General features: G+C 50.3%; 17 protein-coding genes and 2 pseudogenes. 3 read left to right on the forward strand and 16 right to left on the reverse strand.

Annotated elements, in window-relative coordinates; all coding sequences use genetic code 11:
• Positions 1-14: 14 nt before the first annotated feature.
• Entirely contained in the window at positions 15-1184 is a 1170-nt protein-coding gene (locus tag ACLIN2_RS16990; protein ID WP_411504554.1) for an iron-containing alcohol dehydrogenase, read from the reverse strand.
• Between the two features lie 243 nt (positions 1185-1427).
• Between ACLIN2_RS16990 and ACLIN2_RS16995 the strand changes: the two genes are divergently transcribed.
• Entirely contained in the window at positions 1428-2741 is a 1314-nt protein-coding gene (locus ACLIN2_RS16995; RefSeq protein ID WP_092266833.1) for an MFS transporter, read from the forward strand.
• Positions 2742-2825: 84 nt separating this feature from the next.
• Here ACLIN2_RS16995 and ACLIN2_RS17000 read toward each other — a convergent pair whose 3' ends face one another.
• Both ACLIN2_RS17000 and ACLIN2_RS17005 read right to left on the reverse strand, forming a co-directional pair.
• Positions 2826-3761 carry an aldo/keto reductase gene (locus tag ACLIN2_RS17000; RefSeq protein WP_092266832.1) on the reverse strand — a complete coding sequence of 312 codons (936 nt, stop codon included), beginning with the start codon at positions 3759-3761 and terminating at the stop codon, positions 2826-2828.
• 448 nt (positions 3762-4209) lie between these two features.
• A complete protein-coding gene (locus ACLIN2_RS17005) occupies positions 4210-6039 on the reverse strand; it encodes a UbiD family decarboxylase (RefSeq protein WP_411501648.1) in 1830 nt (609 codons plus the stop codon).
• Positions 6040-6226: 187 nt separating this feature from the next.
• Between ACLIN2_RS17005 and ACLIN2_RS17010 the strand changes: the two genes are divergently transcribed.
• Positions 6227-7132 (forward strand): aminoglycoside phosphotransferase family protein, encoded by a 906-nt coding sequence (locus ACLIN2_RS17010; RefSeq protein WP_411501649.1) that lies wholly within the window; start codon positions 6227-6229, stop codon positions 7130-7132.
• Between the two features lie 101 nt (positions 7133-7233).
• Here the strand turns inward: ACLIN2_RS17010 and ACLIN2_RS17015 are convergent, their stop codons facing one another.
• The 5 genes and pseudogenes from ACLIN2_RS17015 to ACLIN2_RS17035 form a co-directional block, all read right to left on the reverse strand.
• Complete coding sequence (locus ACLIN2_RS17015) at positions 7234-8565, reverse strand: hypothetical protein (RefSeq protein WP_411501650.1); 1332 nt, start codon at positions 8563-8565, stop codon at positions 7234-7236.
• Positions 8566-8733: 168 nt separating this feature from the next.
• A pseudogene (locus ACLIN2_RS17020) lies at positions 8734-9644 on the reverse strand (zinc-dependent alcohol dehydrogenase family protein).
• A 311-nt stretch (positions 9645-9955) separates the two neighbouring features.
• Entirely contained in the window at positions 9956-10540 is a 585-nt protein-coding gene (locus tag ACLIN2_RS17025; protein WP_092266826.1) for a TIGR00730 family Rossman fold protein, read from the reverse strand.
• A 181-nt stretch (positions 10541-10721) separates the two neighbouring features.
• Entirely contained in the window at positions 10722-12083 is a 1362-nt protein-coding gene (locus tag ACLIN2_RS17030) for an aspartate aminotransferase family protein (RefSeq protein ID WP_411501651.1), read from the reverse strand.
• A gap of 13 nt (positions 12084-12096) precedes the next feature.
• Positions 12097-13605 carry a CoA-acylating methylmalonate-semialdehyde dehydrogenase gene (locus ACLIN2_RS17035; protein WP_411501652.1) on the reverse strand — a complete coding sequence of 503 codons (1509 nt, stop codon included), beginning with the start codon at positions 13603-13605 and terminating at the stop codon, positions 12097-12099.
• Positions 13606-13779: 174 nt separating this feature from the next.
• Between ACLIN2_RS17035 and ACLIN2_RS17040 the strand changes: the two genes are divergently transcribed.
• Entirely contained in the window at positions 13780-15432 is a 1653-nt protein-coding gene (locus ACLIN2_RS17040; protein ID WP_411501653.1) for a PucR family transcriptional regulator, read from the forward strand.
• Between the two features lie 861 nt (positions 15433-16293).
• Here ACLIN2_RS17040 and ACLIN2_RS17045 read toward each other — a convergent pair.
• The 8 genes and pseudogenes from ACLIN2_RS17045 to ACLIN2_RS17080 form a co-directional block, all read right to left on the reverse strand.
• Positions 16294-17688, reverse strand: a pseudogene (locus ACLIN2_RS17045) (S8 family serine peptidase); the annotation flags it as partial.
• Positions 17689-17844: 156 nt separating this feature from the next.
• Positions 17845-20244, reverse strand: a complete 2400-nt coding sequence (locus ACLIN2_RS17050) for an AAA family ATPase (RefSeq protein WP_411501654.1) — start codon at positions 20242-20244, stop codon at positions 17845-17847.
• Between the two features lie 82 nt (positions 20245-20326).
• Positions 20327-21511 carry an MFS transporter gene (locus ACLIN2_RS17055; protein ID WP_122959574.1) on the reverse strand — a complete coding sequence of 395 codons (1185 nt, stop codon included), beginning with the start codon at positions 21509-21511 and terminating at the stop codon, positions 20327-20329.
• A gap of 78 nt (positions 21512-21589) precedes the next feature.
• Positions 21590-22081: a MarR family transcriptional regulator gene (locus ACLIN2_RS17060; protein ID WP_092266820.1), complete on the reverse strand. Its 492-nt coding sequence runs from the start codon at positions 22079-22081 to the stop codon at positions 21590-21592.
• A gap of 137 nt (positions 22082-22218) precedes the next feature.
• A complete protein-coding gene (locus ACLIN2_RS17065; RefSeq protein WP_174769239.1) occupies positions 22219-22422 on the reverse strand; it encodes a hypothetical protein in 204 nt (67 codons plus the stop codon).
• Between the two features lie 42 nt (positions 22423-22464).
• Entirely contained in the window at positions 22465-23514 is a 1050-nt protein-coding gene (locus ACLIN2_RS17070; protein WP_411501655.1) for a Gfo/Idh/MocA family protein, read from the reverse strand.
• Positions 23515-23538: 24 nt separating this feature from the next.
• Positions 23539-24519, reverse strand: coding sequence for an ABC transporter permease (locus ACLIN2_RS17075; protein ID WP_328211571.1), 981 nt, complete (start codon positions 24517-24519; stop codon positions 23539-23541).
• Entirely contained in the window at positions 24516-26021 is a 1506-nt protein-coding gene (locus ACLIN2_RS17080; protein WP_411501656.1) for a sugar ABC transporter ATP-binding protein, read from the reverse strand. The genes ACLIN2_RS17075 and ACLIN2_RS17080 overlap by 4 nt, the downstream gene beginning before the upstream one ends.
• Positions 26022-26087 lie beyond the last annotated feature (66 nt).

Below are 26087 nucleotides of genomic sequence, written 5' to 3' on the forward strand. Positions count from 1 at the left end.
AGGCTCTCCGGCACTCACGCCATTTGTGTTGTCGTCAGCTCGTATTCGTAGCTGCGCCGATACAACTGGACAATCTCTTCGTGCGTGGGCACGAGCGGATTGTTTGCAGGACTTCCACTCGCGAGCGCATCCGCTGCCATTTTGGGCAATGCAGCTTCAAATGCTTCTTTATCGATTCCCCACTTCTTCAGGTTGGGGATGTGCAGTCGTTTGCACAGCTGCTTCATCTCTACGATAGTATTCTCAGCCGCTTCTGAGACAGATTGGCTTTTCCACTCGGGATGCAGCATATGTCCGATGCTTGCTAGTTTTTCGATGGCACTCTCTTTTGTATAATCCAGCACGACGGGCAGCAGCATTGCATTGGAGATGCCATGCGGTACGTGAAAGAGCGCACCAATGGGTCGGGACATTCCGTGAACCAACGTAACAGAAGCATTTGAAAAGGCTGCTCCAGCCAGCATGGAACCCAGCGCGACCTTTTCTCTGGCCTCCATGTCCTGCCCATCCTGATAGCTGCGCAGCAAATGGCGGATGATCAGCTCCATAGCTTTGAGCGCGAGCATATCAGTCACGGGCTGAGACTTGCGGGAAAGATAAGCCTCAACCGCGTGGCACAGGGCATCAATCCCCGTAGCGGCTGTCACAGCTGGTGGGCACGATAAGGTCAAAATAGGATCGACGATGGCGACGACGGGTAAAAGCTCTGGCTGTGATATCATCATCTTTACTTGCGTCTTTGTATTGATGATCACCGTGACTTTGGTCACTTCCGAACCTGTTCCTGCTGTTGTCGGGCATGCGATCAGCGGGAGAGGCTTTGCGGAAAATGGTTTCTGTCCTCCCATATAATCCCCGATGTACCCTTCGTTCGTCGCCATGCATGCAACTGCTTTTGCTGTGTCGATGCAGCTCCCTCCCCCGACAGCCACAATCACGTCACAGCCTTCCTGCTGGCAGACCGCGAGTGCTTCCTCCACATGGATGTCGGTCGGCTCTGTTTCAATTCCCGTATAGGTGGCGTAGGCCAAGCCCTGTTCCGCTACATACGTCTCGCAAAGGGCCACATTTCCCACTTTCACCATGATCGGATCACTGATGATCAATACCTTTGCTCCCAGCTGTGCTGCCTGTATGCCGACCTGTGAAAACGAGTCTCGACCGTAGATGATTTTTCCTGGCATCAGCAGCTGATAATATCCCTCGAACAAAAGCCCCACCTCACTTTTGGCATGATTGGTATCCTTTCCTTTTCTCGCGAGATCTCCGAAATGCCTTCTGTATTTATAAAATATTGCGAATTTCATTTCTATTCCGCCAATCAATCCTTATAGAGCACACTTTCTGGAAAAAAACCGACTAAAAGAACGGGAGCTTCGGTCATACTAACACTACTTATTGCGGCATCTCACCAGGAGGTTGACAGAATGACTCTCACCGAAGAACAAAAACAGTCCAGACGCATCACGGCAAATATTTTCAAGGGCTCGCTGGGTAACCTTATCGAGTGGTATGACTGGTACGTCTATTCTGCCTTCGCCGTCTACTTTTCGGAGGAGTTTTTCCCAAAAGGCGATCCGACCAGCCAGTTGCTCAATACTGCGGCTATTTTTGCGGTAGGCTTCCTTATGCGTCCAATCGGCAGCCTTCTTATGGGGCAATACGCGGACAGGCGAGGGAGAAGAGCAGCGTTGACACTTTCCATCACGGTTATGGCCGGCGGCTCGCTCATCATCGCCGTGACGCCGAGCTATGCCACCATCGGCATGCTCTCCCCAATCATCCTTGTACTGGCCCGCTTGCTGCAGGGGCTCTCTTTGGGGGGCGAATACGGCACATCTGCTACTTATTTGTCGGAAATGGCTAGCAGCGGGCGCCGTGGATTTTACTCAAGCTTCCAATACGTTACATTGGTAGCTGGTCAAATGGTTGCGCTTGGCGTGCAAATCATTCTCCAGCTCATGCTAAGTGAAGAGGCGATGATTTCATGGGGGTGGCGAATTCCTTTTGTGATCGGTGCCACGGGAGCATTAGTTGTGCTATGGCTGCGCCGTTCCATGGACGAGTCCGAGCAATTTACCAAAATGGGGTCCGAAAGCAAGAAAAAAGCGGGTACACTTCAAGCGCTCATGCAATATCCCAAAGCTGTGTTCACGGTCGTAGGGCTGACGCTTGGCGGGACTGTTGCTTTCTACACGTACACGACTTACCTGCAGAAATTCATGGTCAATACAGTCGGACTCGACAAAAAAGCCGTGAGTTGGATCAACTTTATCGCCCTGCTCATTTTTGCCCTGATTCAGCCGCTCGCAGGCTCACTCTCAGACCGGATCGGAAGACGCCCTTTGCTGCTTAGCTTTGGTATTTTCGGAACCCTGCTCACGGTTCCGCTGTTTCTCCTGATGGAAGGCGCGCACAATTCCATCGTTGCCTTCCTGCTCATGCTCTTGGGGCTGATCATCATAACAGGCTATACCTCGATAAACGCCGTCGTGAAGGCAGAGCTCTTTCCTACTGAAATTCGTGCGCTGGGTGTGGGCTTCCCCTATTCGCTCACCGTCGCCATCTTTGGTGGGACAGCCGAGTTTGTTGCGCTTTGGCTGAAAAGCATCGGGATCGAGTCACTCTTTTATTATTACGTGTCCCTCTGCATTTTCATTAGTCTCATTGCGTATTGGCGCATGGGGGAGTCTTCGAAAACCTCCAGAATCGAAGCAGAGCTGAAGCACGGCAAGTCTTGAACGCAGGCCGCACTCAGACGTACAAAAAAGCCAATCCGTTCACACAGCAGCTGTGGATCGGATTGGCTTTTTGGATGGAAAGATTTACGCCTGGAAAATCTGATGGATTCGCTCGATTTCTTCTGCGGTTAAATGAACATCCAGCGTCTTCAACGTATTGGTGACTTGCTCCGGCTTTTTCGCCCCTGGAATCAAGGCATCGATCCCATCGACAGTCAAATACCAAGCGAGGACGACATGTGCGACTTCCGCGCCTTTGGCATTCGCGATTTCCCTGACTTGCTCGACCTTCTCCAGGTTACGGGCAAACGGCTCCCCTTGGAACATCGGATTGCGGCTTCTGCCATCGACGAAGGTGGTATCTCTCGTATATTTTCCTCCCAGCAAGCCTGCAGCCAGAGGGAAATAAGGGACAAAGGAGATTCCTTTATCTACGCAATAAGGCAAGATTTCCTTTTCGACCTCACGCTTGAACAGGTTGTACTCGGATTGAAGAACGTCCACATAGCCATCTGCATTTGCTTGCCGCAGCTGGTCGATCGTAAAGTTGGATACGCCGATTGCACGGATTTTCCCCGCTTCTTTCAGCTTCGCCAATGCGCCAACCGCTTCGTCTTTTGGCGTGGTTTCATCTGGAAAATGTATGTAGTACAGATCGATATAGTCCGTCTGCAGACGACGCAGACTGTTTTCCACACTCTCCTGCAAGAACACTGGCGAATTATCTACGACAACTTTGCCGTCTACGAATTTATGCGCACCCTTCGTCGCGATGACGACATCTTGACGGTTGCCTTTTTCTTTGATGACCTCGCCAATCAGTTCCTCCGAGCGACCTGGCCCGTAAATAAAAGCCGTATCGAGAAATTGAATTCCGTTTTCAAAAGCTGCACGAACGACCTCTCTGCCTGTCTCATCACTGAGGTTCGGATAAATATTGTGGCCACCTACCGCATTCGTTCCCAGTCCAATTGGGTTGACGTACAAATCCGTTTTCCCGATTCGTGTTTTTTGGGTCATGATAACGATCCGCTCCTTTGGCTTTTCCGATTTGTTCGTCTTATTCTGAGTGTACAGATGGGAGAAGTGAGTAATTTATCAAGAAAATTATACCAGTTTCCAAATAGAGTGTCTAATTCTCGGGTGTATGCTCACATTAGAGACTTGGCTCCACTAAGCCTTTTTGACAGCGTCTTCGTTGCACTTATACTGGATGAGAATCTTATCCATTCTGACTGTATGAAAAATCCGTTGCCAGACCTTGATGCTTTGCCAGGCAACGGATCTATTGTCATCTTCGGACCCTGAGTAAAGAAACCTTTTCAGCTCGTATAGGTTCCCATAGGAGTCGTAGCACAGGACCAAATGATTTCAACAGATACTCCGTGCCTTTGTTTGTCGAGCATTGCAGGAACCCTCCGTCACTTTCACTTGCATCATCAATCTCTCGGTCTGGCTCTAGCATTCTTTACAGGACGCCCTCCAGACTCGCTCCTTTGGCAAATAGACGCTCGATATTTTTTTCTACGGTCGGATCAGGAATCAACGGCGGCGCATGGTGCGGCTTCATCCGAGCATCGATGATCATGTTGTCGCACACCCAGTGCTTGTTCGCATAGTAGCTGTTTACCCCGTGAATATCGTGGGAAGGGTTGCTGCGCGTAAATGTCGCCCACAAAAAATTGTTGAGATTCGCGGAGAGAAACGCACTATCATCGCAGAGGACGATCATCGGGCAAGTGGGCAGTCCGCCGCGTTCCCTGATCGCATCGCTCAGCTCGTTCATTTCCCGTGCTACTTGCTCGTGGCTGGTAAAGCTTGGACCCTGGATGGCGACGATCCCCGGCATCACGAGGCGAGGAGCGGTATACGAACGCAAATCCTTCAGGGCTTCTGGTACGTCCGTGCACAAATCTCTGCATTTATCCCCATAGGCGGCGATGACTACCTTGGAGCCACTGTTCAGGCCAGTTCCCGAATAATCGAGCGTATCGATCGTTGTATTCGTTTGGAAGTGAATATCCCGGTGCAGATCCAAGCGTTCCAGGATGTACGTCAGAAACTCCTCTTCGCGATGGGTATCCAAAGGCTGCTTGTCTTCTGCGGTAATGAACAAATACTTGGCCAAACTCAGCTGACCCGTCCCCAAAATTCGGTTGGCAATCGTCAGCAGCTCCGTTGGCTGTTTGACCTGCTGGTAAGGCGTGTACCGTTCGCTGCCAATGGCAAAAAGCAGCGGATGTACGCCTGCCGCATCCACAGCATGGACCTCTTTGACCCCTGGAATCTCTTTCACGATGGCATCCCCAGTCAGTTCGTGAATGAGCGCGCCAAACGACGTATCTTCCTGTGGAGGACGCCCTACCACGGTAAATGGGAAAATGGCGTTCGGCTTGGCATACACTTTTTTCACTTTCATGACCGGAAACGGATGCGTCAGACTGTAGTACCCCAAGTGATCGCCAAATGGCCCCTCAGGCTTCGTATCTCCAGCGTGAATCTCCCCGGTAATGACGAAGTCCGCATCGTTGCTGATGCAGTAGCCGTCGATGTAGCTGTACTGAAAACGGCGTCCTGCCAGCATGCCCGCAAACGTCAGCTCACTCATGCCTTCTGGCAGTGGCATGACGGCGGACAGCGTGTGTGCAGGAGGCCCCCCGATAAAGCAGCTGACTTTGAGAGGCTCTCCCCGCTTGTTGGCCTTGTCCTGATGGATGCCAATCCCGCGGTGAATCTGGTAGTGCAGCCCGATTTCCTTATTCAGCTCATAGTCGTTACCGCTCAGCTGTACGCGATACATCCCGAGATTGGAATTCATGATACCCGGCTTGTCCGGGTCTTCCGAGTAGACTTGCGGCAAAGTCACGAACGCTCCCCCGTCCATCGGCCAGCTTTGGATAAACGGGAGGTCAGAAATTTGAATCTCATGGGTGGATACGGGTTGGCTATTCGATTGCTTTGCCGGGAGTGCTTTCCACGCCGCCAGTCCGCTTCCGATATGTTTAAAAGGATTCTTTAAGGCTTTCATCGGGTCGTTGCGCAGAGCGATGACGTTTTCGACAGCCCTCCACGTATCTCTGAAAATGAACTTGCTGCGTTCGATGGTTCCAAACAGGTTGGACGCTGCTCGAAACTTCGATCCTTTTACATTTTCAAACAACAAGGCCGGTCCATTTGCTTCATATGCTTTCAAGTGAATCGCAGCCATCTCCAGGTAAGGATCCACTTCTTCTCGAATGCGTACCAAGTGTCCATTCTTTTCCAAATCAACTAGGCAATCTTCTAAATTCCGATACATCAACAATATTCTCCATTCGCTAGAAGGTTGGTTGATAACAGCGTTTTCCCTTATCTATCATACATCATGAGACAGGTGTATCGCCTATTGTTTTTGCTTTTTTCCAATCCGAGAAGGGAATGGAATATTTACAGGAGAAGAAACATGGATTAAAGGATAACGGATAGAAGGAGTTGTGCTTCTGACTATGAATCATTCACAAGCACCGCAGATCGACGAAGCTCTCGTAAAGCGTTTGATCGCAGGACAATTCCCCCAGTGGGCGGACCTTCCACTCGCTTCCGTACAGTCAGGAGGAACCGACAATGTCATCTTCCGGCTCGGAGAACACATGTCAGTCCGAATTCCTCGCGTAGACTGGGCCATAGGACAGGTCGATAAAGAACACAAATGGCTGCCTTCCATGGCCTCCATGCTCCCACTCCCCATACCGACACCAATAGCGATGGGAATGCCAGCCCTGGACTATCCATGGAGATGGTCTGTAAATCGCTGGCTCGAAGGGGATAACGCCGTGAATGAACCCATCGGGGATCTTCCACACGCTGCACATTCCATGGCCTCCTTTCTCAGAGCGCTCCAGCAATTCCCTTCCACAGAAGGACCGGCACCTGGCCCTCACAATTCAGGGCGTGGGGAGCCGCTTATGCTTCGTGATGCAGCCGTACGAAAAGCAATCGAAGCTCTGCACGATGTATTTGATAGAACAGAAGCAACCAAAGCGTGGGAAGCCTCCCTTCATGCTCCGAAATGGGAGGGAGAGCCTGTCTGGCTGCACGGCGATCTCCATCCGGGAAATCTGTTGGTACAAAATAACCGTCTGAGCGCTGTCATTGACTTTGGCCTCTTGGGAGTAGGCGATCCTGCATGTGACTGTATGTGCGCTTGGACCGTCTTAAACGATCAATCCCGACCAGCTTTTCGCGAGGGTTTAGCCGTTGACGATGTGACCTGGCTACGCGGGAGCGGTTGGGCCCTTTCGTTTGGACTCACGGCGCTCGCTTACTATCGCCATACGAATCCCGTTCTGTCGGACATTTCCAGACGTACGATCGAGGAAGTACTCACTGATCACCGAGGGAATCACATCTGAAGGGAGAACCGGGCGATCCAACAGGCAAAAAAAAGCATCTTCTGGGGAATCATTGGGCCGAATGGCGCCTTTGATCCGCAAAAGATGCTTTTTGCTTATTCTTATTTATACTCACCCAGCAAATAGTTGTAGAACGGCTGGTCTACCCAGAACTGATAGGTCTCCACGGTAAGCTTGCTGTCCAGCTTCTTAAAGCCTTCCACTACTTTCGCCGATTGGTCATTCAGCGAGAACGACTGCACGATATAGCGGCCCTCTTTCAAAAGGTTATTGGTAATGACAGGATAGTCTGCCAGTTCTGTACGAGAGTGGTAGAGTGGCTGCCACCAGGAGCCTTTGATCAGACCTGTTTGATCCTCAGCATCTTTCTTCGCATATTGCAAAATTAGAGGCTGGAAGCGTTTTTTGTCTTCGACGCTCGCAAATTCGAAGCTAAGGTCGTATTCTTTCGCGTAGGCGATGTAGTTGCCATTTTCAATTTGGACCACTTGGTAATCATCTGTTTGAACAGGCTCTCCCCACTCTTTCAGATAGATGAATGCCGAAGTCTTTGGCTCGAACTGGACTTTTGCATCGATGCCTTCGCTTTTCAAAAGGCCGATCAATTGAATAGCATGGCTAAGATCGCTGTGACCATAGGTAATGGTCCGCGCTGGATCAAAGTGCGGGTCAAACGCTGCATCCTTCAAATTGTAGCCCGTTACGAGGTTTTGTTTGAGAGCCGTATCCACGACTTCCTGCAGCTCTCCTGCCTTCAGGATTTGGGATTCGTGCCATGCTTGAGCCAATTTACCGTATATCCCGTCTTCGCTGATCGTACCGAGGTAGTTTTTATAATGACCGCCGAGCTCCGATACCTTTCCAAGCAATTGATAGGCAAGATCCGCTGAAACGGCACCGGTCACTTTACTGGCGCTCAGCTGACTTGCTGAAACGATGCCTGTATCCAATGCTACAGCAATGCCCTGAGCGGTCTTTTGCGAGAGGGTTCCTCCCTTTGCATAGGAAATGCCTGCTTTTTTCAAGGCTGCCGCTACCTTCTGTTCGCTGTATGTAAGAGCCAGCTCTTTCAAATCAGCTGCTTGGATTGTCGCACTGATCGCTTCGCCCAAAAGCAACGGCGTCGATCCTGCGGACAAGAAACCTTTGGCAGCTGCCTCTTTTTCCGTTATACTGGTAATGCTTGCCACAACTTTGGCCAATGCGGTTCCGTACTGGTCACGCGTCACATTTCCTGTAAACTGGATTCCGTATTGTTGCTTTACATAGCTGCTAAACTCTACATTCGCGCTAGACGCTTGCTGTACAGAAAGTGTTACAGGTGCAGCAGCAGCGGTTGGCTGTTCGGCAGCACTTGCAAATTGTGGCAGAACCAAAGTCGCCAGCAGTGCAGCAGATGCGGAAAGCTGCAGCATTTTTTTCGATTGAATCATAGAAGTTCCTCCTCTTGCTCTCTCTGTAAGATGCAAAAACCAATTATTCCGATATTGATACTCGGTTATTTCATATTGTTTAAAAATACCATCTTTCACCTAGCATTGTCAAGGTATAAAAAAGCAGCCCGCTGAGCGATCAGTCCGAGCTGCTTTTTTCATTACGCGCTATGTCCCCCGGCTCGCGAGACTTGTCAAAAAGACTTTCCCTTTGGTTATTTTTGCATATTCGACAGCATGAATAGCATTTGCTACATCTGCTAAGTCGTAGAGCGAATCCACCTTCATCAAACGCAATCTTTTATCGTTTATCAACGTTATCAAATGACTGAACATTTCTTGCCATTTATCCGTTGATACTTGTGCATTCCAATTCCGTAAATGAAACATATTCGCATTGACTTTCGCCTTATTTACAATCTCTAGGAATCTATAGCAGCATCAGCACCATTTCCATTCGTTAATTCCATAACGGTTTCATAGAGTGGAGCTTTTGATGTATCGATTACATACGAAGCACCTAAATGAAGTAATTCCTCGTTGTATTGGCTATTTCTCGTAACTGCAATCAATCGAAAGCCAAATGTCTTTGATAACTGAGCGAAAATTCGCCCAATTGAAGAACCACAGGCATTGACCAATAAAACATCGTCCGAACGTAATTTTAAAACTTCTGTACAAATCACCAAAGCCGTAATTGGATTTATATACATCTGCGAAGCTGTAAAATCATCTATTGTATCAGGTATAGCAACTGCAAATTTAGCGGCTGTCTTCACAAACTCTTGCCATGTACCTTCCCCACGCAATGGTAAAACACGTTTCCCAATGAGATTTGGAGGAGCTAAACGCCCTGCATCTTCTACAATTCCTACCCCTTCATAACCTGGGATATTGGGTAAAGAAATCCGATGAGCATAAGACCCTCTTATCGGTATTAGGTCAGAAGGGTTTATAGGACGCGCTAGCATTCGAACAAGGATTTCATCATCCTTCGCTGGTTCTATCTTTGTATATGCAATCTTTAGTACGTCTTTAGGGCTACCAAACTCATAAAATTCAGCACATTTCGCTTCCAAAACATTAAGTCACCTTCATGTAAAGCCCGATTACTATGATTATACCATCATCTGCTAAATCAACGAACATACATATGGAAGAAATGCCTCTTGCTCCTCTGCATTTCCGTGGGAATGCGTATGTAAAGAACGATAAAGTAAAAGACTTTGTCATTTTTCCGTTAGGCGGTTCTTACTTTAAATATGCGTATCTAGAGAAATAAAGTGGCCTGCACATACAAACACAACTTACTCGTCAAAGCGACTAAAAAAACTATGCCTTGAAAGAAAGAGGACACATTTTTGTGTCCTCTTTCGGATTATTGTATATATCACTTCTCGGTCAATTCCGACCATTTGTTCGTTTTCACTGGAGGCGTGTAATCCCGCATTTTATCCAACAAAACAGCAGGATCGCTCTCGCACAAGATCAGCTCGCCTTGCATTACAGGAATGAATCCTGCAGCCGTCGCATGGTTCACCATTTCCATCAGAGGTGTGTAATAGCCGTCTACGTTCAACAGTCCGATCGGTTTTGTATGGATGCCGATTTGACCCCAGCTCACTACTTCAAAAATTTCCTCGAATGTCCCGTATCCGCCTGGCAATGCAATAAAGCCGTCAGAGAGATCATTCATCATGGCTTTTCTCTCGTGCATTGTAGTTACTTCATGCAGCTCGGTTAATCCAGTGTGCACGATTTCACCACGGAAAAGTCCTGTCGGCATGATCCCGATCGCTTTTCCTCCACCCGCCAGTACGGAGTTGGCTACTCTCCCCATCAGTCCCATATTGGACCCGCCATACACCAAGTCAAGCTCGCGTGCGACCAGCTCTCTGCCCAGCTCTTGTGCAATTTGTTCGAAAGCAGGATTGACTCCTGGATTGGAGCCTGCGAATACACAAATACGTTTCATGATATCCTCCCGAGACTTGGTTGATGTGAATGTTATTTGCCACAATAGTTAGTGTATCGCATCATTTTTTACCACGCCATAAAAAGAATGACAGAAACAAACAGAAAAAAGCAGGTAGATGATCAACATGGCTGAAATCGCCTGTCGATATTACCTGCTTTTCAAAACTGGTGCCACTCGTTTATTCTAGCGTATCAAACGCCTCTCTCATTACCTGTGCGATGAAGTCAATATCATCACTGGTCGTGCTAAACGGCGGCGAGAGCGTAAGCACATTATTGAAGCCAGGGATGGTATCTCCGTTTCGTCCGATAATCAGCCCGCGTTTTTTGCATTCTGCAATGACCTGTGTCAGCTTGGCCGGTGCGGCAGGCTCCTTCGTTTTACGGTCTTCTACCATCTCGATACCCATCAGGAACCCAAAGCTGCGAATATCCCCTACATAAGGATGATCGGCCAGGAAGGCTAGCTTTGTGCGCAGCTCTTCTCCAAGCTCATTGGAGCGCTCAACCAGCTGTTCTTCCTCCATCAACTCGAGGTTTTTCAGGGCAAGCGCACAAGCTGCAGGGTTGCCGCCAAACGTATTCACGTGGCGGAAGTGCAGGTTGGTTCCTTGCTCGTTGAATTTATCGGCGATAGAGGCACGTACCGCAGTCGCTGACAACGGCAGATAGGCGCTGGTGATCCCTTTCGCCATCGTCACGATGTCCGGCTTGACGCCGAAATTTTGGTGACCAAAACGCTCACCGGATCGACCGAAGCCACAAATGACTTCATCCACAATCATCAGTACCCCGTACTTGTCGCAAATCTCGCGAACCTTTGGCATGTACTCAGGAGCAGGTACGATGACTCCGCCTCCGGTAATGGTCGGCTCCATAATTACCGCCGCTACCGACTTCTCCCCTTCCCAGTTGATGACCTGATCGAAAAACTGGGCGCATTCCATATTGCACTTGCCGTACGACTTGCCTGCCGGACAGCGGTAGCAATACGGCGGAGGGACATGCAGGAAGCCTGGGGCCAACGGTTCGTACTTCTCTTTGCGAATGGATTGGCCTGTTGCTGCCAGTGCACCCATCGTGTTTCCGTGATACGCACGGTGGCGGGAAATGAATTTGTATCGGCCCGGCTCCCCGTTTTGGTGATGGAATTGGCGGGCGATTTTAAAGGCGACTTCGTTGGCTTCCGAGCCACTGTTGGAGAAAAAGACGCGGTACTCTTCCCCCAGCCATTCACTGACTTTTTCCGCCAGACGAATCGCCGGCACATGGCTTTGCGTCAACGGAAAATACGCCAGCTGCTTCAGCTGTTCATACGCCGCATCGGCGAGCTCCTGGCGGCCATACCCGATGTTTACGCACCACAGACCGGACATCCCGTCCAGATAGCGGTTCCCGTCAATGTCCGTGATCCACGAGCCGCTCGCTTCGGTCACGATCATTGGATTGGGGTTGTACGGAGACATATGATGCCACATATGAGAACGGTCTGCTTCCAGCAGGCTTTCTTTGTCAAAGGATTGCGTCAGCTGATCTTCCATCCCAGATTCCTCCTTATTTCACGAACACTTTTTGCGATCCGATGCTGGTATCTCCATCCTCAAACCAGCGTGATGTCACTGTCTTTTTCTTTGTATAGAACAACACGCCGTCTTTCCCGTTTGCATGCAAATCTCCGTAGAACGACTGCTTCCAGCCAGAGAAAGCAAAGAAGCCCATTGGTGCCGGCACTCCTACGTTCACACCGACCATCCCCGCTTCCACTCGCTGTACGAACTCCCGACCCCATTTCCCGTTGTTCGTATATATGGTTGCCCCATTGCCAAAGCGGGAGCGGCTAATTGTCTCCAAGCCATCCTCGAAATCCTTCACGCGCATGACGCTCAGAACCGGCGCGAAGATTTCGTCCCGTACGATGACCATTTCCGCATTTGCCTTGTCAAAAATCGTTGGGCCGAGGAAGTAGCCATCTGGATGTGCTTTTGCATCCTCGCGTCCGTCACGAACCAGGTCGGCACCAGCAGCTACGCCTTTTTCGATGTAATCATGGACTTTGGACAGATGGGAGTCTCGGATGACTGGCCCCAGGTCAACTCCTTCTTCCAGACCGTTCCCCATGCTCAGTGCATTGGATTCCTCGATCAAGTGGGAGATGAGCTGATCCGCGACCTCTTCCACAACAACTACGGCACTCGCTGCCATGCAACGCTCTCCAGCACATCCAAACGCAGAGCTGGCAATCGTTTTCGCAGCACGGCGCAGATCCGTATCTGGCATGACGAGGTGGTGGTTTTTCGCCCCTGCCAAAGCCTGTACGCGCTTGCCATTGGCAGCGGCCGTCTTGTACACGTATTCTGCTACCGGCTGGGAGCCTACAAATGAAATTGCTTTTACATCTGGATGGTCCAGCAGGCTGTTCACGACGTCATGAGCTCCGTTGACGACGTTGAACACTCCGTCTGGCAGCCCTGCTTCTTTTAACAGCTCGGCGATGCGGACACTGGAGATCGGAGTACGCTCCGAAGGCTTCAGGACAAACGTATTGCCCGCAGCAATCGCGATCGGGAACATCCACATGGGAACCATCATCGGGAAATTGAACGGGGTGATCCCTGCGACGACGCCCAAAGGAAAGCGGAGGACTTGCCCATCGATTTGGTTTGCGATGTTCGGCAGCGTCTCTCCCATCAAGAGCGTAGGCATTCCACATGCGAACTCTACCATTTCGATGCCGCGCAAAATTTCCGCTTGTGCTTCCGGAAAATTCTTTCCGTTTTCTTTCGTAATCATTTCGGCAAGCTCATCCTGATGCTGAAACAAGAGATTTTGAAAACGGAACATCACCCGCGCCCGATCTACAACAGGAGTCGCGCTCCACCCGACAAAAGCTGCTTTCGCTGCTTGAACGGCCAGATCTACGTCTTCCCTGATAGAAAGCGGTACGCGCGATAACAGTTCGCCCGTTGCTGGATTCGGAATATCTTCATAGCGACTCGTCTGGGATTCGACCCATTCTCCTCCGATGTAGTTTTTTAATGGATTGCCGACAGTTGTTGTGCTCATCCGCTCAACTCCTCCACGTTCGTTCATTGTTTGACAATTCCATTTTATCCAAAAACAATGCCTGTCATCACTAGACAAAACGACAATCATTGATTAGTCTGAATCATACAGAATGTCAAATTCAAAAAAATGAGAACCCACCTATTTTCATGCAGACACGTGAGGAGGGATTTTATGAGCAATGACTGGCGTTTAACTGTTGCGGAATCGATCAGACGTCCCTTGTTCAAACACGCGGAGGTGGTGGCTGGCAGCAGAGGGCTAGCACGCCCGATACGCTGGGTCCACGTCATCGAGTCTGCAGATTCCTGCCAATATTTAAACGGAGGAGAACTGATCCTCGCGACTGGCCTTGGTTTTGGCGGTGATCGGGAAAAGCGGTTGGCTTACTTGTCCGAGCTGATTCGCAGGAAAGCAGTCGGCTTGTGCATGGAGCTCGGAGATTACATCCCGCAGATTCCCCAAGACATGCTGGAACTGGCTAATCACCACGAGTTTCCGCTCATCGTCTTTCATCAGCCGGTCCGTTTTGTCGATATTACCCAGGACCTGCACGAGCATTTGGTCAACCGCCAAATGCAAGCATTGCGCGATCTGGAGACTTACTCCCGCAGCCTTCAACAGATCAGCCTGCAAACGCAGGGGATCCCCAGAGTTTTGCAGCATTTTCAGACGGCAGTCCAAACACAGGTGTTTTTCTATACACCAGAGAGCACTCCTCTCTACGTTCCTCCCCTCCCTCAAAGCGTCCAATCCGAGCTCACTGAGCTGCTGCGTACACACTTTGGACAAAGGGAGGAACCGATCACGACAGCAGGCTCCTTTGCCCTGACCGATACGAAGCAAATAATTTATCACCCGGTGATGGCGATGGGTCACTTGCTAGCCTACGTAGGACTTGTTCTCTTTGAACGTCAATCCGATGAGTACCTGCTTCTGACCTTAGACAGTACGGTCAGCACACTCGCTCAAATCATGATGCGCAAAATGTTTGTAGAGGAACAGGCTTTGGCCTCTGAAAATCGCCTGTTCGATGATTTAATTGCCAACCGACCAGTCCCGGAAGAATGGATGCGATCTGTGATGGGTCTTCCCATGACTGGCAAGCCTCCTTCGTATCACACCCTGCTGCTCTCTTTCCAAAGAAGCCCAGGAGATCATCCCGATGCGCAGCCACCCCACGACTTGACAGCTGTATTTCGCTCTGCCCTGACCCGCCTAGGCTTCCGCCCTTTTGTTCGCTGTACGGGACAACGGTTTACCTTTCTCCTCGTCGAAAAACAGTCAGTGACAGATTCACGGCGTTTCCTGGAAAAGGTAATGAAAGAGCTGACACGCATCACGAAGCAAATGCTCGGAGCAGATACCCATATCTGGTTTGGCATAGGAAGGACCGGAAAAAAGCTGGCGGATGCAGGCAAGCATCTGGCAGAGGCAGAACAAGCACTCGCTTTCCAAAATGAAGCACAAAGCCCGTTTTTCGCAGACCTTGGCCTATTTCGCCTGCTTTTCCACATCCCGCACGAGCCTGTGCTGCAAAGCTTCATTCATGATTACCTCGAACCGCTCCTCGTACATGATCGAGAGCATGGATCACAGCTGGTGCACACCTTGCGCGTCTATCTGGATACCAATCTGTCCAAGCAAGAGGCAGCGGAGAAGCTATACATCCACAGACAAACGCTGTACCATCGACTCGACAAAATCGCAGAATGCCTCGGGGAAGATTACATGCTCCCCCACCGGCGATTGTGTTTGGAAATTGCCTTGCGGGCGCTTGATTGGCTGAAAAGTACGGAACAGGTTACAGCGCCTTCTCACCAATAAGGAACACGTGCGAATCCAATAAAAAAAGGACCGGCCCGAAGCATTCTGAAGGACCGATCCTTTTGTCTGTGCGTAATCTACCACCTGCCTGGATAAAGAAGCGATAACAAAAACCTTGCTTTCTCGCCTTTTTTGAGCTCGACTCTGATTTTGTACAGACCAGATTTCAGGCTTTCTACCTCTAGCTTCTCTGGATTGGCTTTGCTTGTACTTGCGGCAATCAGCTCTTTTTTCCGATTGTACAGAAACAGATTCACATCCGCATTTTTCCGCCCATTCGGCTGTCAGCTTGACGTCACCATCGCGCATGAGCCGGATGGTATACTCACGGTAATTCTTCTCGGTATCGACAGTCCCTCTGTACGTAACTTCCTTCGGTGTCTTTGCAGGAGGCTGCGCTGGTTTTTCCGCCCATTTGCCCGTCGTCGCAATCGCGAATGACTGTGGACCCTTCGGTATGTTGTAGCCCTGCACAACCACCTTGTATTCTCCTATTTCCGGCTCCTTGATCCATATCTGTTCGACGTTGTTTAGATTATCTACCTCGTCATCGAAAGGAGCCTGGAAAAAGTCATTCCCATTCAGCTTCTTGCCTTTGGGCGTGGTCACCGTCAGATTCAAGTCATTAACCAATGCGCGTTTGGCTGCCAGAGAGGCAGGATAGTCCGTCCAAGCGAGTGTAATCGCCAACGGTTTTGAATCATCTGACACTTCGATGGCGAATGACGCCTTTTCCTTTGTCCGCAAGCCCTTCTTTTCATCCCAGTAGTTTGTTTGAATGGCGTTTTCAAGGTTGGCTCGACCATATCCTTGCAAGCGCATATCTTCGTTCAGCTCATCCGCACTACTAAGCAGGATGGCTTTGATCAATGCAGCACTCGGCGTTTTCTCGCCCTGCTCGTTCAAAAATTCGCGTACCTGTGCGACTCCGCCTGCCATGATCGCCGTCGACATACTCGTGCCCGTCATATACGCGTAATGTTCATCGTACATTTGATCGAAGTTTTTCCCTGGAGCGAGTGAAGATCGAACGGAGAGAATAGAGGTACCTGGTGCAACAAGATCGGGCTTGATCCTGCCATCCTCCGTCAATCCCCGGCTGCTGAACCGCCAGACATCATCCGCGTCGTCAGACTGTGATCCGAAGCGTGGCCTCTCGTTTTCCGTCGCTCCAACAGCGATGACGTTTTTGGCTGTTGCCGGGCTGCCTATGGTCTGGTAGCCGTTATCGCCGACATTGCCTGCGGCCACGAGGGCAATCATGTCCGGATGCTCCCATAAAAATTTGTCAAAGAGGTACGAGGTATAGCTGTACTCCCCTTCATCGTCATCTCCCCAGGAATCGGAGTGGATCCGTGCCCCGTCTTCGTATGCCTCGCTCAAAATTCTCTCTACGTCTGTCTCCAGACCCTCCTCTTCATTTTCGATGGCATGAAAGACGAGTTTGGCCTCTGTCGCCATCCCTTTCCTTTTTCCTTCCGAAGCAGCACCGCTCCCGAGAATGGAGCCCGTGATGTGCGTACCATGCCCATTCAAATCTCTTGCATCCCCTGGCTTGCCCAGCGTATGCAAACGCTCGACCTGCCCTTGCAAATCCGGGTGCAGCGAAGCTTCGTCCCCGGTATCCAGCCCTGTATCGGCTACACCGATGATCTGCCCTCTCCCGTGATAGCCCGAGGAGGAAAGCTCGTCCACATGCAGAATAGTGGAAGCCACATCGTTTCGCAGCGTATTTTGAGGAATGGGCACGAGCGCAACGATATCCTCGGACAAAGCGAACTCCTCCAAGGCTTGTCCACTCTTCTTTTCTCGTGTCATCCTTGCCATTTCATGGCTGCTATCTTCTGTTCGTTGCCCCGCCTCGCTACTCATTCGGCTGTTTCTGCTGTCGTCAAAGCGAATCATCGCCACTTCTGTAGCCTGTTCCTTGCTGAAAGCAGATCGAAGTGCAGGTGAGATTTTCGAAACTGGGGAGAATGGCTTGACACTCTTCACAAAGGACAGCCTTTCCAGCTTCTTTTGATCCGAAGAGCGTGCGAGCTTTGCCACGAAAGCAAAATCCGGCAAATAATCCCCCAGCTTGACATCGAGGTCTTCGATTTCTTCCTTCCACTCTTCTTGTACCGGTCCACTTAACTGAATGATGACGAGCGCAGACGATCCCGCAGTCTGTTGCCACATCGTTTGTTTTTTCACTTCGATCTCAATATGGCCCAGTCGTCCTACCCGCTCTTTTGCATCTATCGGGAGCGTCATCGCCAAAAGAGTAAGGGCAACTACCGTCGAAAGCCCTGTTTGCCAATATCTATGCAATACAAAAACACCCTTCCCAGAAATCGCGTAATGTTTCCATTATACGGGAAAGAGTGTCTATGAAAAAAGCGCAGGAAGAACCGGTGAAGGGACAAAAAGCTAGACTTCTGTCCCTTTTTCCTCCCCGATCCATTCGAGCAGCGGCGCAAAATCAGCCCATTCCAGCTTGGTCAGCAGCGCCTGATCCCACTCCTGCTTTGGTACTTCCATCAAGCGCAGCGCTTGGTTCTGCATGGCTTCCTGCAGCAGATTTCGGCTAAATCTGGCATTCCCGTCCAAGTGGCGTGTTTTTTTCGCTTCGTTTAAGCTGTCTTTGATTTTCACGACGACACTCGCCTCGATTTGGTAGCCAGCTTGCAAGGCTGCCTGCTCCAGAATGAGGACTAATTCATCTACCGAGTAATCAGCGAAGTGGACGTATTTTTTGAAGCGCGAAAGCAGGCCCGGATTGCTCGCAAGCAGCTGATTCATTTCCAGCGGGTATCCTGCGAGGACGACAACCAGATTTTCCTCATGTCTGGTCATTTCCTCCACCAACGTATGAATGGCTTCGTGACCGAAGTCGTTCTCGCCATGTCCTAGCAAGGAATAAGCTTCGTCGATAAACAAAACACCGCCGAGCGCTTCTCTCACTTTTCTGCGGGTCAAAGCAGCTGTCTGTCCAACGTAGCCTGCCACCAGATCTGCGCGGCTCGCCTGCACCAGATGCCCTCTTTTCAAATAGCCAATCTCTTGTAGGATCTGGGCGTACAACGAGGCGACGGTGGTCTTGCCTGTCCCAGGGTTCCCTGCAAAAACGGCATGCAGCTCGACAGGGCTCATCGGCATTCCCAGAGTGCCACGCTCTTTTTGTACGGCTACGAATGCGGCGATTTTCTTCAATTCAGCCTTCACCTGCTCAAGGCCAATCAAGCCCTCCAGCTGTGCTGTCGCCGAATCCTCTGTCGAAGCTTTCTCTTCCTCCGCCACATCCTCAGGAAGCAGGATGGTATAATCCTCCCAGCCCAGCTTTCTTCCAGCGGCTGCACGTCCTTTTGCAAAAATCGCGTCCAAGACGATGTTGGTAACCGTTCTCGCATTCCCGAAGGTATCGTCCACTTGGGCTTTTTCGATGCGAGCAAGAAGAGCTCGTTTCGCCTGCTCTGTCAAGGAAAAGTCGTTGCGCAAGGCTACATGATCGGCGATTTGCATCAATTCCTGAGCAGAGTAGTTCGGCAAAAGGAAGTGTCCTGTCTGTGGAAACCGGCTGTAGAGTCCTGGATTGGCTTGCAGAAAATGACGCATTTCTTCGGGGTATCCTGCCAAAATGACAACAAACCGACCCGCGTACTCCCCACTGGTCATCGCCGAAACCAATGTATCGATCGCGACCTGTCCATAGTCACTCCCCGAGCTGTCTGGTCGTTTCAGACTATAGGCTTCATCAATGAACAAAACCCCGCCATTTGCCTGCTTTACAAGCTCCATGACACGCTGCTCTGTCTGACCCACATAAGCGCCGACCAGATGGGAGCGATCCACCTCAATCATCTGCCCTTTTTCCAGTAAACCCAGTTCATGATACAGACGGGCAATCAACCTCGCTAGCGTCGTTTTTCCCGTACCTGGATTCCCCATCAAAACGAGGTGCAGGGGCAATTCATCCTGCATATGCCAGCCTTTTTCCTCACGAAGCTGGCGGTACTGCAAAAACTGGGCAAGCTGGCGAACCCGCTGCTTGATTTCTTCCAGTCCAATCAAGTCTTCCAGCTGCTCCAGAGCAACCTTATCCCCTTTTTTCTCCTGCATACTGTCTACTGGCTCTTCCTTTGACAAAAGACGCGTTTTTAACTCGTGCTGTTCAGCCAATTTTCGGATTGTCTCCTGCAGCTGGGAGAGCAGCTCAGTGGAAAAGAACACGCCAGACAGAGAATTTCCATACGCTTGGACTCTTTCGGTCAGCTCCAGAAGCAATCGCTCTCGCTCTGCATACAGCTGCTCTACTTCTTGTGCAGTCGCCTCCTTTTCGGCATCCTGCAATTTACGCGCTGCCGATGTCGCATTTGCAGCTATCAAACGCCACTTTCCTATTTCGGCGATTTCTGAAGAAGCTAGTGCACTGAGTACCTCCACTGTTCGCCGCCGCGTCACTACGTTGTCTGTCTCTCGGATCACAGGGAAGGCATTGGCAAACACATGCTCACGTAAAAACGAATAATAGAGCTGCAACTGCGATTCCCAGGCAGGCTGATAGGATGGATCTACCGCTGCAGCACGTTCCAGCCATTCCTCGGCCAGGGTTGCACCGCCTTTTTTGTGCATGCGAAGGGCTGCCAGCTTTGTCAGCACGACCGCCTCTGCATGGTCAAGCTCTTCGTCCCTGAACTCCGCATTCCTCTGCTGCTCGATTTCCCGCAGTAAGCCAAGCCATTCGCCTTCTGTGACGTTTTGTATCGTAGATGGGTTCTTCGTCCATCTCTCAAGCATTTGTAATGGATTTTGTTCATGCTGCTGATGCATACCTGTCTTTGCTCCTCCCGAACCTGACTATCCTTCTTGTTGTAGCATATTTAGAGGAGCATGAAAAGATTTGCGTGCCACTTTAGGCAGTGGGTGCGATGCTTCGCTGCTGCTGTTTGCGGATTTGTACGCGTGCAAACAGTACCGCAGCTGCAATAACAACGGCTGCCAGTCCGAATTCCAGCCAATTTCCTCCTAAACCGTACAGAGCAGCTCCTACAACAGGACCAGCCGCCATCCCGATGTAGCGAATGAAGTTGTATACCCCAATCGCGGTCGCACGCTCCTTTTCAAAGACTTCGGAAAGAAGTGTCGTGTGCGTAGGCATCCCGATCCCCAGAGTAAACCCGAATAGGGCGCTTGCTGCCAGCATTACAGGCAGGGAGATATTTGTTGCGAGCATGAACAAGACAGTTGCGACAGCATGAGAAGCGGAGGTCAAAACCAGTGCCTTGCGCGTCCCCCATTTCTTTTGTACACGACCGGAAGTCTTGCTGCTTAGCACAAACACAGCGGAGATCAACATGTAAACAAGACCGATCTGACCCGCAGACAAATGATAGGTTTCATTCAGATACACGGGCAAGAACAGGAGAAAGGCATGATACGCAAACATCTGCGTAAATCCAATCAAGATGACAGATGCCCCGACTGGCTGAAATAGAATATCCCGGAATGAGCCTAAGCCAAATCTTTTGGCGCCAGGCTGCTCGCTTTTCGTTTCCGGGAGCCAGATCGCATTCATTGCCAAAAGGCCAATAGCCGTGATGGTAAGAAACAAGAAGACCGCACTATGTCCGCCAAAGCCTCCAATCCAACCGCCTAGCAGCGGGCCAATAGCAGGTCCAATTCCCAGCATCATCTGATACGTCCCCATCGCCTCAGCACGTTTCGCCCCAGTAAAAATATCGCCAATGACAGTAGCCGCCACGATCGGAATCGCTGCAAAGCCTATTCCTTGAAAAACCCGGAAAAAGAGCAGTCCTTGGATCGTGTCAACCAGATAGCAGCCAAGGGAGCCCAACACGTATAATCCCAAGGCAGGTAGGAGAATCTTCCGGCGTCCGTACTGGTCCACCAACGGACCATAGACCACCTGCATGATCGCGAGTGCCATCGTAAACAGGGACACAGTCCAGTTGATAATGGTGGAAGTAGTATGGAACTCTTGCTGCATCGCAGGCATGATAGGCATGAACAAGTTTTGGGCGAACGTTCCGACTAAGATGGAAGACCCAAGTAAGAATAGAATTCTGTTTGCATTCACGAGAAGGATCACCCCAAACTGCATTTTTGTGTCCAAGGAAACAATAGGTGTATAAAAAACATAAGAGCAACATAAAAATTACTGATTATTCCAATTTTTCTCCATTTCTAAAGTCGCATCTCGCATGACTCTCTGTAAAAACTCCAGCTCCGAATCACTGTACTGCGACAGAAAGGAAAGCATTTGACGCTCCAAACGTCTATGAAAGATTTCATGAAACGAGAAAACGGATTCCCCACCGCTGGTCAGTCGAAAGAACACCTCTTTTTGGTTGTCCTCCAATTGAAAGCGATCGATCAATCCCTTTTTCAGGAGCTTGCTCGTTATTTTGGAAATAGCGCTTTTTGTTACCCCGATACGTTGAGCCAGAGAAGTCACATTTACATTCCCTTTCTCCCCAATCGACTGAATGACGTGAAGCTCCGTGATAGACAGATCGGCAACCTCGTCATAGTCAGGCATGCTCTTCCGGATTTGTTCCAGTAGAAGAGCTTCACGACGCTTGGCACGATCTTCCTGCTTGTGCAGCATTAAAACCCATTGATCCCAAATTTTTTGCTTCAGATCCACTTACCAGTACAGCTCCTTTTTGTGTCCTTGGAAACTTTTCATACTTTATCACGAAAAATACGCATTTGCAATGTCCATTTTTCTCGCCTGTGAAAAGAAATCGCAGCCCCTGCTGAGGCTGCGCCTTCTGATCTTCCTTACACGTTGATGTTGCCCATTTCTACATCCGCGGAGAAATGGGCAAGCGCAGCGTCAAATACATCGCTCTCCGAATCTGCTGCGATCTTGAACATCGTAACCACCTTGTTTCCGCTGCGTACCTGCACATTGTACTGAGAATCTCCGTCATACGTGGTGGCAAAATTGTATTCCCTACCGTTTACATTCATGTTTCGTTCCACAGTGGTCACCTCCTGCCATAGTGTGACCGATCTGTCCGTTCATTATCCATGATTAGGCAATATCGCTACCGATTTCCCCGTTTTTGCTGACTCGACTGCCGCCTGAATAATCTGCAAAGCCCGCACTCCGTCTTCTCCTGTCACGACAGGTGCCCTCTGCCCTTGGACGGCTTCCAGGAATGCATCGATCACCCCGCTGCTCGTCTGGTTGTCATTTGTCTGAATCGCACCTACCTTATATACCATGCGCTCTCCCGTTGATTTTACGACCTCGATATCCGCATCCGGATTCGCAAATATTTTCATGATTCCTCTTTCTCCGTACAAAATCGTGCTGTTGTCTTCGTCTCCGTAATAGGTCCAGCTAAAGGAGGCCGTCCCGATTGCTCCCGAAACCAGCTTCAGGAGGCACACCATGTTGTCGTGCACCTGGATCGGCTCCCCTTGCTCGTCCTTTTTGTCGAGAACTCCTGCAAACGCGCTCACTTCCGCTACCTCATCATCCAAGAGAAACCGCAGCAGATCCACTTTATGAATACCTAGATCACCGGCGACGCCGAGAGTCGAGCGATCTTTTTTGAAAAACCAGGTCGATTTCGATGCATTGACACTCCAATACTCCGGTCCTTTGTGGCCAAAGCTAGTCTGAAAGGTAAGCACCTTGCCCAGCTCTCCCGACTGAAGCAGCTGGCGGGCCATCTGGTGTGCAGCAACCAGACGTTGATTGTGATCGATCATGAGCACCTTGCCTGATTGTTCGGCCGCTTCCACGATCTGTCTGGCCCCTTCCAGCGTTGTTGCAATTGGCTTCTCGCAGAGGACGTGCTTCCCTGCTTGCAGCGCACGGGTTGTAATCAGATGATGCATCTCATTCGTCGAGCAATCACTGATGGCATCAATCTCCGGGTGATTAACGATCTCTTCCCAGCTCGCAGCTACCTGTCCACCGAAACGCTCTGCCAGCTTTTTGGCGCGATCTGGGTTGGGATCGTACACGCAGTAGATTTCTGCTTGTGGATGATTCGCGTATTCCGGTGCATGGCGATGAGTAGCGATTGAACCGCACCCGATAATACCCACTTTGATCGTCATCGTATCTACCTCCTCGACCTTTCGCTATTGCTGTTCTTTTTTCTGCAGCAGGACGGCTGCGATAATGATCAGCCCTTTGACCAATCCTTGCAAATAGGGCGATATATTCATCAAGTTCAGCATGTTATTCAAAACTCCAAGGATCAACACGCCAAAGAAGGTGCCGATCACTTTTCCTCGTCCCCCTGACATTCTCGTCCCGCCGATAATTACGGCTGCAATCGCATCCAGCTCGTAGGAGAGACCCGAGCTTGCTGACGAAATCGAGTTAAGACGGGACGATTCTACCACAGCTGCTGCAGCAACGAATATGCTGCACAGCATGTAAACGCCCATTTTTACCCGATTGACACGAATGGTAGACAGAAGAGCTGCCTTTTCATTGCTCCCGATCGCATAGACGTAGCGACCGAAGCGCGTTTTGTGCATCAAGACGTACACCAGCAGCGTCATGAACAGAAAAATGTAAACGGGCAGAGCGAGGCCAAGCCACTCCGTGTTGGCAATGACCGTATACCCCTCCGCTCTCCCTGAAAGGCTCCCGCCTTCTGCGAAGTAAAGAACGATGGAACGGGCAGACGCCATCATGCCTAGTGTTGCGATAAAGGAAGGAATCCTGCCTTTGGTCACCATCAGGCCATTCAGACTTCCCACGATCGCACCCGCTGCCAAAGCGGCTAATAGAGCGAGGAGCACGCTTTGCGTCGCATTCAGGACACTGACGGATAAGGCTCCCAACAGAGCAAGTACGGCACCTACTGAAAGATCGATTCCTCCGGATAGCATCACGACGGTCATGCCCAACGAAATGATGCCGATGATGGAAACTTGACGCAATATGTTCGTGAGATTGTCTAAACTGACAAAATGGCTATCGAGCATGGATGCAATCAGAATAATGACGACAAAAGCTACAATGACGCTATACTCCGACCAGAGCCACTGTCCTCGCGCCTTCCAAGAGGATGCTTTTGTGTTTTGTGCAGTTGGTGGCAGATTCATCATCCGGCTTGTTTCCCCCTCTTCACGCCTGTCGCATAGAGCATGATTGTCTCTTCGTCTACCTCCTGGCGTATCAGCTCACCGGTAATCTCTCCCTGGTACATGACCATGACGCGGTCACACAGTCTCATGATCTCCGGCAGCTCGGAGGAAAGGATGATAATCGCCTTGCCTTTTTTCGCCAGCTCCGTAATAATCTGATAGATTTCCGCCTTTGCCCCAACGTCGATTCCCTGCGTCGGATTATCGAAAATGAGAATCTCCGGATCTGCTTCCAGCCATTTTGCCAGGACGACTTTTTGCTGGTTTCCCCCACTGAGACTGACGATGGGCAAATTGGGATCAGATACCTTGATGGATAGCAGCTCGCGGTATCGCTCAAATGCAGAACTCTCCTTTTTCCCATCCAGCAGAAGCTTGCTCTGAAAGTTCTTCAGTGCGGTAAGACTCAGATTTTCCATAATGCTCATGTCTTTAATGATGGCATTTTCCTTGCGATTTTTCGGAACGAGCCCAATGCCAGCAGCCAGAGCCTGTCGCGGATGACGGAGCCTGTGCTGCTGTCCTTTCACACGAATCTCTCCTGTGTACGGGCGACAACCAAAAATGGCTTCGAACAATTCCGTCCTTCCATCTCCGGCAAGACCGGTAAAGCCGAGAATCTCCCCTTTGGCCAAAGCGAATTGAATGCCTTGAAACCATTTTCCGCTGCTCAAATTGGAAACTTCCAGAAACGTCTCCTCCGCACGTACAGTTTCCTTGCGCGGTTCGTTCCCGACTGATTTTCCGACCATCAGTCTCGTCAGCTCTTCCTCATTTGTATCTCGGATCAACCCGCTTCCCGCTAGCTGTCCGTCTCGCAAAACCGTATAGCGATCACAGATTTGCAGCACTTCTTTTAATTTGTGCGAAATGTAGATGATGCCCACTCCGCCATCCCGTAGCGTGCGCATCGTCTCCATCAGCTTTTCGACTTCGTAGCTTGTAAGGGAAGTCGTCGGTTCATCCATAATAATCAGCTTGGCATCGGTTAAAAGTGCCTTCGCAATCTCTACCATCTGCTTGTAGGAGGGCTCCAGATCTCGAACCAGCCTTTTCGGATGAATCGTTGCCCCCATTTTTCCCAACAGCTCCACCGTGCGCCGGCACATATCCTCTACGCACAAGAATCCGAACCGATCCGTCCACTCCGCTCCCAGAAAAATATTTTCATAGACCATAAGATCACCGACGACATTCAGCTCTTGATGGATAAAGCGGACTCCTGCCTGTTGGGAAACCCGGGGATCGGTCATCTGAATGCGTTTCCCATCGATAGAGATCTCCCCTGCATCTGCATGCAAAATGCCGCCAAGAATGTTCATCAAGGTAGATTTCCCGGCACCATTTTCTCCGAGCAGGGCGTGAATCTCTCCCGGACGTAAGGTCAGGTCTATCCCCTTTAATACGGGAACCCCACCAAAAGCTTTGTGTATTCCCTGCATGTGAAGGCCATTGTCAGACACAAGCGCACCTCCTGCCAGAAAACTCACTACCAGTTAGAAAGGACGGCAACTGTCAGACAACTCCTC

The sequence above is a fragment of the Brevibacillus centrosporus genome, assembly GCF_046622605.1.
GTDB lineage: Bacteria > Bacillota > Bacilli > Brevibacillales > Brevibacillaceae > Brevibacillus > Brevibacillus centrosporus.

Coding starts and splice junctions, on each gene's coding strand:
- ACLIN2_RS16990 (WP_411504554.1), bottom strand. CDS start 1,184: ATGCCAGGAAAAATCATCTACGGTCGAGACTCGTTTTCACAGGTCGGC.
- ACLIN2_RS16995 (WP_092266833.1), top strand. CDS start 1,428: ATGACTCTCACCGAAGAACAAAAACAGTCCAGACGCATCACGGCAAAT.
- ACLIN2_RS17000 (WP_092266832.1), bottom strand. CDS start 3,761: ATGACCCAAAAAACACGAATCGGGAAAACGGATTTGTACGTCAACCCA.
- ACLIN2_RS17005 (WP_411501648.1), bottom strand. CDS start 6,039: ATGTATCGGAATTTAGAAGATTGCCTAGTTGATTTGGAAAAGAATGGA.
- ACLIN2_RS17010 (WP_411501649.1), top strand. CDS start 6,227: ATGAATCATTCACAAGCACCGCAGATCGACGAAGCTCTCGTAAAGCGT.
- ACLIN2_RS17015 (WP_411501650.1), bottom strand. CDS start 8,565: ATGATTCAATCGAAAAAAATGCTGCAGCTTTCCGCATCTGCTGCACTG.
- ACLIN2_RS17025 (WP_092266826.1), bottom strand. CDS start 10,540: ATGAAACGTATTTGTGTATTCGCAGGCTCCAATCCAGGAGTCAATCCT.
- ACLIN2_RS17030 (WP_411501651.1), bottom strand. CDS start 12,083: ATGGAAGATCAGCTGACGCAATCCTTTGACAAAGAAAGCCTGCTGGAA.
- ACLIN2_RS17035 (WP_411501652.1), bottom strand. CDS start 13,605: ATGAGCACAACAACTGTCGGCAATCCATTAAAAAACTACATCGGAGGA.
- ACLIN2_RS17040 (WP_411501653.1), top strand. CDS start 13,780: ATGAGCAATGACTGGCGTTTAACTGTTGCGGAATCGATCAGACGTCCC.
- ACLIN2_RS17050 (WP_411501654.1), bottom strand. CDS start 20,244: ATGCATCAGCAGCATGAACAAAATCCATTACAAATGCTTGAGAGATGG.
- ACLIN2_RS17070 (WP_411501655.1), bottom strand. CDS start 23,514: ATGACGATCAAAGTGGGTATTATCGGGTGCGGTTCAATCGCTACTCAT.
- ACLIN2_RS17075 (WP_328211571.1), bottom strand. CDS start 24,519: ATGATGAATCTGCCACCAACTGCACAAAACACAAAAGCATCCTCTTGG.